Origin of the sequence: Algoriphagus algorifonticola (assembly GCF_007655305.1) — a bacterium.
Lineage (GTDB): Bacteria > Bacteroidota > Bacteroidia > Cytophagales > Cyclobacteriaceae > Algoriphagus > Algoriphagus algorifonticola.
In genome coordinates this window covers 1-8,845 of record NZ_VLOG01000028.1, presented here as the reverse complement: position 1 = coordinate 8,845, position 8,845 = coordinate 1, and the positions used below count along the sequence as shown (strand labels likewise).

Sequence of the window (8,845 nt, the reverse complement as noted above, 5' to 3'; positions counted from 1 at the left end):
CTCAATCATACAAATACAAAATCACATGATCTCAAAAACCCGATATATCAAACACCTTGTAATCCATTGTTCTGCGGGATTTGCAGGCAGAGCGGGAATCGAAAGATTTTGGAAGGAGACACTAAAATGGAAGGTTCCAGGCTATCATTTTTTGGTTGAAGTGGATGGCTTAATTCATCAATTGCTACAATTAGACCAAGTCAGTAATGGAGTGAGGGGTTATAATCAGCACGCCATTCATATTTGTTATGTGGGTGGAGTGCATCCTGACAATATTCATTTGGCTATGGATACACGTACGGTGGAACAACAAGCGGGTATTCTAACCTGTATTTTTCAATCCTTGGAATGGGCCAGGCAGTTTCAGGACATCTCAGCCATCAAGATTTTAGGACACAGGGACTTTTCGCCTGACAAAAACGGCAATGGAATCATAGAACCTTGGGAACGAATCAAAGAATGCCCCTCCTTTGAAGCGATCTTAGAATATCAATGGATTATGAAGAGGGGGAATAAGGTTTAAGGTTGATATTTAGTAATCTATTGCAGTGAATAGCAGTTTAAAGTTTAAAGTGAGAAGTTTAAAGTTTTGATTTCAGTTTGATTCCCTAGCTCCGAAGGAGCGAAATTTCTTAGAAAATTGAAATTATATTTAGTAGGTATTGCAGCTCCGAAGGAGCGAGATGAAAGAAGTTTAATTTGCTCGCAGTGGCGCGGCGACGCAGCGGTTTTGTCTTTCATAGAGTGTAAATTTGAAATCGTCTCTGCGAGCGAAGCCTGCGGAGCGAAGCAGTCTCAAACTATTACTCGAATACACAGCGGTTTTGGTTCCTGCAAGCGTGAACGGGGTGAAGTAGGGATGGGCGTTATTAGATAGTTTTTATTAGGGCGTAAGTCCATTGAAGAGACTATTTTGATTCAAACTATGTGTCCTATGATTTCTTTGTGGTTTTTAAAATCTTTCTTTGTGGAATTTTGAGCGTTCTCTGCAGCTCTGCGGTGAAAAATAATTTAAAGATTAAGCTGGAGAATTTAAATTTTGACTTTTGATATCATCTTAAAGCTCCGAAGGAGCGAAATTTCTTAGAAAATTGAAATCGGAACAACAGTGTGGTTCAGCTCTGAAGGAGCGGGATAATAGATAAGGTCAAGTTTCTAGTGAGGAGTTTAAAGTTGCCAAACCAGTGGAATAGTTTGTTATCCAATTAGAATTATCAAATGATATGGTATTTAATTCTTATTTCTTAGAGTCTAGGAATTCAAATACTTTCTTGAATAATTTTTACATATCTCTTAAAAAATCAATTTTTTTAATAATTCTTCAATTTTTTTTCGACATCAATTTTCAAGTATTCCAAATTTTATTTTGCAATTAACAGTCAAAATTTGTAAAAATAAGTATGTAATGTAATTTTTTAGTCAAAAAAAACCATCATTATTATAAAATATAAATAAATTAAGTATAAATATAATAATTTTTAAATGATTCAAAAGAAAAATGATTTTTAAATACTCATAATTGTTTTTTAAATCAGAATAATATTTTGTTAAATAAAAAATATTAAAATTAAAATACCCTCTAGAGGGTATTTTTAATAATAATACACTTCTCTACTTTAACGGACGATTTGTTTTAAAATTTAGTCCTAATGAAAATAACTTTTGTTTCTAGTTTCCTTTTCTTGATCTGTTTATTAACCTCTTCAGTAGATCTTTACGGACAGCTTCCAAGTGACGTTAACTCTCAGATTGAAAAAATCACTCCAAAATCTGCCCAAAATTCCCCCAATGCAGCTGGAATTCAGAAGTATGGTGATTTTAATGTGAATCTCTATACAGGGATTCCTGACATCAGCCTCCCTATTTTTGAAATTGATGCTGGGTCGATCAAAGTTCCCATCGTATTGACTTACCATGCAGGAGGTATCCGGTACACAGACAAGGCCTCATGGGTTGGATTGGGTTGGTCCATTCAGGCAGGTGGGCAGGTAACCCGAACAGTTAACGGCAAAGCTGATGAATCTGGTTTTTTATCCTTAACCAATGATTACAATGTCGATCCATTTAACTTCTGTGCAAACTTTAATTATAAGGAGTTAACTGCTACAGGAACCAATGACAGAGAGCCCGATCTGTTTTCTTACAATTATCCCGGTGCAAGTGGGAGGTTTGTCTTAAGGCAGGGTGGGCAACCGCCTTTGCTGTTTCCGGAAAGCGCCATAAAGCTGACCAAAGGATCAGATTTTTTTGACATCACGGATACCCAGGGTCTAAGGTACCGCTTTGGTGCTGACTGGAATGGGATAAATGGACATCGGGAGTTATTGAGAAGCTCTTCTGGTTCCATTAATACGGCTGCTATTTCAACCTGGTATTTACAGGAAATCAAAACTCAAAATTCTGACGATTATGTGACGTTTAAATACCAGGATTTGGGAACTATCACCACCTCAGAAATTGAAACGAATATCACCTTAATGGACGATTGCAGTACTGGTGATGCCACCCTGCTTCCCTGCAATTCTTATAGCCCGGTAACCACCTTTGTTTCTACGACCAGCTCAATTTCCCAATTGGCTTTGGACGAAATTTATTTCAAAACGGGCAAGGTCAAGTTTGTCTTGGGGGCTGAAAGAACGGATTTGCCGGGTAGCCCCAACGTGGAACGCTTAAGCAAAATTGAAATTTATTCCAAACTCAATGGACAGTACACCTTGGAAAAAACCTTTGTCCTGCTCAATTCAGGAAATTTTAAACTAGCCTCCAATAATGCCGATGCACGCCTGAAGTTGGACGGACTTGAAGTTAGAGACGGTTCCAATACGCTGATCAATAAATACAATTTCACCTATCAGACAACTACTTTTTCTTGGGATGCAGTCCAAGGTTCTCACCGGAGAGACCACTTTGGGTTTTATAATGGAAAGACGAGCAACACCAATTTAATACCGCAGGAAACGGTGCAATACCAGGCCAACAGCGCTACGGGATTAACCACCATATCCATTGGAGGCGCAGACCGAAGTACAGATACTACTTTTTATAAAGAAGGAATACTCAAGCGGATTACTTTTCCGACAGGTGGTTATACCGAATTTGAATTTGAGCCTCATAAATATTCTGATGGGGGAGTTACCAAATATGGAGCAGGCCTCCGGATCAAGAAAATCAGCAAAAATGACGGCCAAAATACTTATAGTACTTTATACCGATATGGAAACAATGACGACGGATTTGGCCATAAAAATTTTGATGTCAGAAATTTCCATTATTTGACTACCCAATATAAAAGGGACATTACTTCTGGTGCCCAAAGCCAACGACAATTTCGGGTAAGGTCCTGGGTTTCCAATTCGGTTGTTGGTCCCGGATTTGACGACAGCCCAGTGGTTTATACCAGAGTTTCTGAATATGCCAACGGTACCACTGCAAACGGAAAGACGATCTTTGAATTTGATAACAATGCCCTGATTCCGGATGGGGTTTTTACAGTTCAATATTCCAATAAAACCTGGAGAAACCGAAAAAGTTGGGAGAGGGGTAAATTAACCAAGGTTCTCAAATATGATAATGCAAACAATGTCAAGGAAATAATAACCAAAACCTACACCAAGTTTAAAGGGCAGACTTTGAATATCGGGCAGGCAGGGGCTCAGGTGATTATGGGAGAGGAAATAGGGGGATTTTTCTACTATTGTCCGGGTATAAATGGAGGATACCCCTACGATGGCCACCGATACATGATTGCAACACTAACACAGGATGTTGGGGTGTATCTGGAGACTTCTTCCAAGCAGACGCTTTATTACGGTTCGGATTCAGTTGAAAATCTGACCACCCGTGACTTTCACCCGACATACCTTAAAACAAGCTATGAGGAAAGTAGCACCTTACCTAACCCACAGTCGGTCCGGAATGTAACCCGATATAATTACGACATAGTCAATGTAAATACAATCTACACTGGTTTCCCAGAAGCTCTGAGACAATTACTTTTAAGAAATATTTTGGTTCCAGTCGAACAGTATACTCAGGTACGAGAGGCTTCTCGTTTTAATGTAATTGTTGCAGGTCAAGTGACTAATTATAGTCTAGTATCTGGTACAAACTGGTATATGCCTTCCCAAGCCTACTTTTTGGAAACTGCTACCCCAATTCTCACCACAGCATATACACCTGTGGCTACTTCAGGAACCAGCTCCTTGAACCGAGATTCCAGGTACAAGTTAAGGATGTCCATGACCGGCTATGACTCAAGGGGAAACCTGATCCAATATAGTCTTTCTGATGGTAGTACTCACGCCATGCTTTATGGATATGAGGGAGAGTATGTTGTTGCTGAAGCCAGTAATACGACTTTTGGCAATATAGCCTTTACCTCATTTGAGACCTCAGAAAAAGGGGGGTGGACCTATGCAGGTGCTGAGTCCCCGGTCATGCCGGGGGAGGCCAAATCGGGGAATAAAGTCTATTTGCTCAATAATGGGCAAATCACAAAGTCTGGCCTTGGGGCTTATAAGCTAAGTTTTTGGATAAGAAGGAATTCAGGGACAACAACAGGATCCTTGACAATAAATGGTTCTCCCTACACAGGAATAATTGACAATACCTGGCGGCTGGTAGAAATAAGCGGGACAGGAAGTGTGACCATCAGCGGATCGGGGACAATTGTGGATGAATTGAGAGTGCATCCTACGCTGAGCCAAATGACCACCTATACTCACCGTCCTTTGGTAGGAATAAGGTCCCAATTGGATCCAAGAAACCATGGGATTTTCTATCAATATGATCCTTTTGGCAGGTTAGAAACTGTGACCAATGACATGGGCCATGTTTTAAAGCATTACGAATACACCTACATCAACTATTAATTCGATCTGTCATGAAATACCTTGTACTACTTATACTAGTAAGCTTTTCTATAACTGTTTTTGCCCAAGAACCCACCAAAATCAATACTCTTTCCAAGGGAGAGCAAAAGATGTTGGGTATTTGGAAGATTGATCTTTCCAATCAAAAAGTAGAGGCACCTTCTACCAAAAAATTTAAGTCTGATGAAGATGGGCTTAAAGAGGAAAAGAAATTCTGGAAGCAAACGGAATCCTGGATTTGCTTCCTGAAGGATGACAAAACCTATTTAAAAGCATGGGTTCAAAATGGCACTCTTCAGGAAGAAGAAGGGACTTGGTCCTTTGATGAAGCTTCCATGGCATTGACCCTTGTATACAAAGATGAATCAAAAGTCTATGAAATCACCTACCGGGAAAGGGGACAATTATGGAAACCTTTGAAAAAAGAAAAAGAAGAATTCAATGTATTGTTTGTTAAACGTCTTGGCTCATGAGATCATTTTTCACCTTAATTTTTGTTCTAGGACTTATAGCTACCAGCTATGCTCAGGTGGTGTCTTCTTCTCCCTGTATTACGGTTATCCCTTCTGCAGCTTCACAGAGCCTTACCTCAAGCAATTCGGTAAACTTGACTGCAAATCCAGCACCTTCTGGATTTGCTTACCGATGGTATGACACGGATGGTACCTCTTTGATGTCCAGCAGTCAGTCATTTAGTACGCCCATCCTTACCTCGTCTAAGTTGTATTACCTGGCGTATTACCATACCTCAACTGCTTGCCTCACCACCAAGGTTCCTGTTTGGGTTTACCTGTATCCTGAAAACCTCAACTGGGTCAGAGAATACAGTTCACGGGATACCCTGACCAATGCCTTTTCCCTTCGGGGTTCTGCCCAGAAGGTGTCCTATAAATCTACCAATTACCACGACGGATTGGGAAGAACTGTCCAGACTATCCAACTCTCAGCTTCATCGGACGGTTCGGATGTGATAGGAACCCTGGCTTTCGATGCTTTTGGAAGGCAGTATCGGGACTATTTGCCATTCCCGAATAACGACTCTGGGACTAAAGGAAAATTCCGGACCAATGCAGCTTCCCTAAACTCGGCCTACTTTACATCGGCATACAGTGATTCCAAAGGATATGCAGATAAAACCTTTGAGTCTTCTCCTTTAAACCGCGTGATCAAACAGGGTGTTCCCGGAACCGCATGGACCGGTAAGGAAATTCAAATCAATGAGAGGACCAATTCGTCTACTGAAGAGGTAAGAATTTGGACTATAGATGGTTCCGGTTTGCCGGTTACTTCTGCGAATTTTGCCACTGGAACGTTGACTAAGACGGAAGTATTGGATGAAGATTCTCGCAGAGTAATTGAATATAAAGACAAATTGGGAAGATTGATTTTGAAAAAAGTACAAGAATCTGGTAGTCCATCTAATACCCACACCGGCTGGCTATGTACCTATTATGTCTATGATTCGTTCGGACGCTTGCGGGTAGTGATGCCTCCCAAGGCAGTTTTTGAAATCATTACGAATAGCCAAAGTTCCACATCAACCACCATCCGGGACGGATTGTATTACCTCTATACCTATGATGAACGAGGCCGACAGATCACCAAAAAGCTTCCGGATAAGGGAACTGAAGAAATGGTCTATGACCTTCAGGATCGCTTGGTGGCCTATCGGGATGCAAATCTGGCAGGTCTGGGCAAGTGGCTATACACGAAGTATGATGCTTTGGGAAGGGAAGTCATGACTGGATTGGTGACTAATTCGTCGGACAGACAAACTCTGCAAACTACCATCAACACACTTGGTGCCAATAATGCGGTGATCAATGCGACCTCCGGCAAAACGGGAACTACCAATGCGGGAGGTTTCCCTAGAGCCATAGACGGGGGAGAAGGAGAAGTTTTGACCGTCAACTATTTTGACCATTACACTTTCAGAAAAGGGACGCTTACCTATTCCAAACCAAATACTCCTTATCATGATCAGACGACCAAAACTCACGGATTGCTGACAGGTAGACTGGTTCGGAACTTAGACAACAATAACTTGTATGAAACAGCTATATATTACGATGATTTAGGGCGCTTGATTCAGACCCATGAGGACCATCACTTGGGAGGTACTATCCGGGCATCTACCCGATTTGACTTTGAAAACAAGCCTATCGAGACCATTTCACAACTCACCACGCCTGGGACCCATACCATTACCAAGAACTATGCTTACAACAATGCAGGTCTATTGACCTCCATTACCCATAAAATCAACTCAGACCCTGCGGTCACCTTGGTCAATTTTCAGTATGATCAGCTCGGACAACTGACCAATAAAACCTTCCCTGTGGCTGCCAATGCGGCCATGAATTATACCTACAATATCAGAGGCTGGCTGAAGCGCATCAACAATCCCCAGACAAGCAATGCCTCAGACAAAGTCTTTGCACAGGAATTGTTTTACGAATCAGGAGGTACGACCCCTCAATACAACGGGAATATTTCCAAGGCTGAATGGAAAGGACAGGATGATACCAAGCGGGTCTACAACTATTCCTATGACCGAAGCAATCGGATCATTGGTGCTGCCTATACCGTACCGGGGCTTAGTGCTCAAGATGGAAGGTTTAACATAGGAAGCATCACTTACGATGCAAATGGGAATCTTTCTTCCTTGCAGCGACATAACCAACAGACAGTAAGTACCTGGGGATTGGTGGATAACTTGTCCTACACCTATGCTACCCATAGCAATAAGCTGTCCTACCTTTATGATGCACAGACTTTACCCAATTATCTGGCCAAAGACTACAAAAATCTGGGCACCAGTGCCTACAATTACGATTCAAATGGCAACCTATTGGGGAATAATGATCAATACAGCGTGGTCATTTCCTACAATCATCTAAACCTTCCCAAGTCCATCATATTCTCAGGGACTGGTAGAAGCCTCACCTATTGGTACAATGCCGAAGGAGTGAAGGTCCGGCAGGTAAATGTAGAAGGGGCCACTACCACTACGTTGGATTATTTGGGGGAATTTGTGTTTGAAAAAATCAATTCGGGAGCCAATACGCTGTCCTATATCATGCATGAGGAAGGACGCGCTGCCTTTGAGAACTCAGCCTTCCAATACGAATTCTTCGTCAAAGATCATTTGGGAAATGTACGTCAGGTAGTCCGTGCACCACAGTCCACGCTTAGAATGGCAACCATGGAGCCTGAAAAGGCCGAAGAGGAGGAGGAGCTGTTTGACAATATCAAGGAATCTCGCCAAGGCGCAAGTGAGCATAACAAGACCCCCGGAGGCTATGCGACAGCGTGGCTCAATGCGGATCGTGGAAGAATACTTGGTCCTTCCCGAAGTCAGGAAGTGCAGCAGGGAGACAGTGTGGAAGTCGGGGTTTTTGGGAAATATATGGATCCACGAAAAACGCGCCTCCATCCGGTGTCCTTTATTCAAACAGGGGCCAATACCAAGATGATCCAACAACTGACTGAATTCGGGCAAAACCTCCGAGCCACCGGTCCCAATGAACTGGCCATAGCAAATGTCATCGCTCTGGTGATTACAGAACTTCAGCAAAAACCCGCCCCCGAGGCATATTTAGGATATGCGCTTTATGATGCAGACAGTAATCTGTATGAACAAGGAAAGGTCATCTTATCCAAAAAAGCCCGAAACAAACACGAGGAACTGATTCAAAAGCTGGCGATCAAGAAGGATGGCTATATCGAGACCTACCTAGTCAATGAAACGGCTGAAAATGTTTGGTTTGACCAGTTCCGGATCATGAGCACGGGTCCACTGATCGTGCAAGAGACTCATTATGATCCTTGGGGAGTGGATCTCTCGGGACTAGGTTACCAATATGGTGAGGACCGAGCGTGAATAATCAGTCCTGTGGACTGATTTAGCGAGGGGCCAGTTTGCAGGGCTGGGTGAATCCTTATCTTTATAATGGCAAAGAGCTGACAAGCGG

5 protein-coding genes are annotated in these 8,845 nt (G+C 42.2%); 4 read left to right on the top strand and 1 reads right to left on the bottom strand.

The window, feature by feature from the left end:
• A partial coding sequence (locus FL972_RS06150; protein WP_222116007.1) for a peptidoglycan recognition protein family protein occupies positions 1-523 on the top strand: 523 nt, incomplete at its 5' end.
• Between the two features lie 44 nt (positions 524-567).
• Here FL972_RS06150 and FL972_RS19380 read toward each other — a convergent pair.
• Positions 568-741: a hypothetical protein gene (locus tag FL972_RS19380; RefSeq protein WP_186300023.1), complete on the bottom strand. Its 174-nt coding sequence runs from the start codon at positions 739-741 to the stop codon at positions 568-570.
• 908 nt (positions 742-1,649) lie between these two features.
• Between FL972_RS19380 and FL972_RS06145 the strand changes: the two genes are divergently transcribed.
• Genes FL972_RS06145 through FL972_RS06135 form a run of 3 tightly spaced genes read left to right on the top strand, consistent with a single transcriptional unit; the run spans position 1,650 to position 8,754 of the window.
• Positions 1,650-4,871 (top strand): RHS repeat domain-containing protein, encoded by a 3,222-nt coding sequence (locus FL972_RS06145; protein WP_144604188.1) that lies wholly within the window; start codon positions 1,650-1,652, stop codon positions 4,869-4,871.
• 11 nt (positions 4,872-4,882) lie between these two features.
• On the top strand, positions 4,883-5,344 hold the full coding sequence (locus FL972_RS06140; RefSeq protein ID WP_144604187.1) for a hypothetical protein: 462 nt from the start codon (positions 4,883-4,885) through the stop codon (positions 5,342-5,344).
• Positions 5,341-8,754, top strand: a complete 3,414-nt coding sequence (locus tag FL972_RS06135) for a DUF6443 domain-containing protein (protein WP_144604186.1) — start codon at positions 5,341-5,343, stop codon at positions 8,752-8,754. The genes FL972_RS06140 and FL972_RS06135 overlap by 4 nt, the downstream gene beginning before the upstream one ends.
• Positions 8,755-8,845 lie beyond the last annotated feature (91 nt).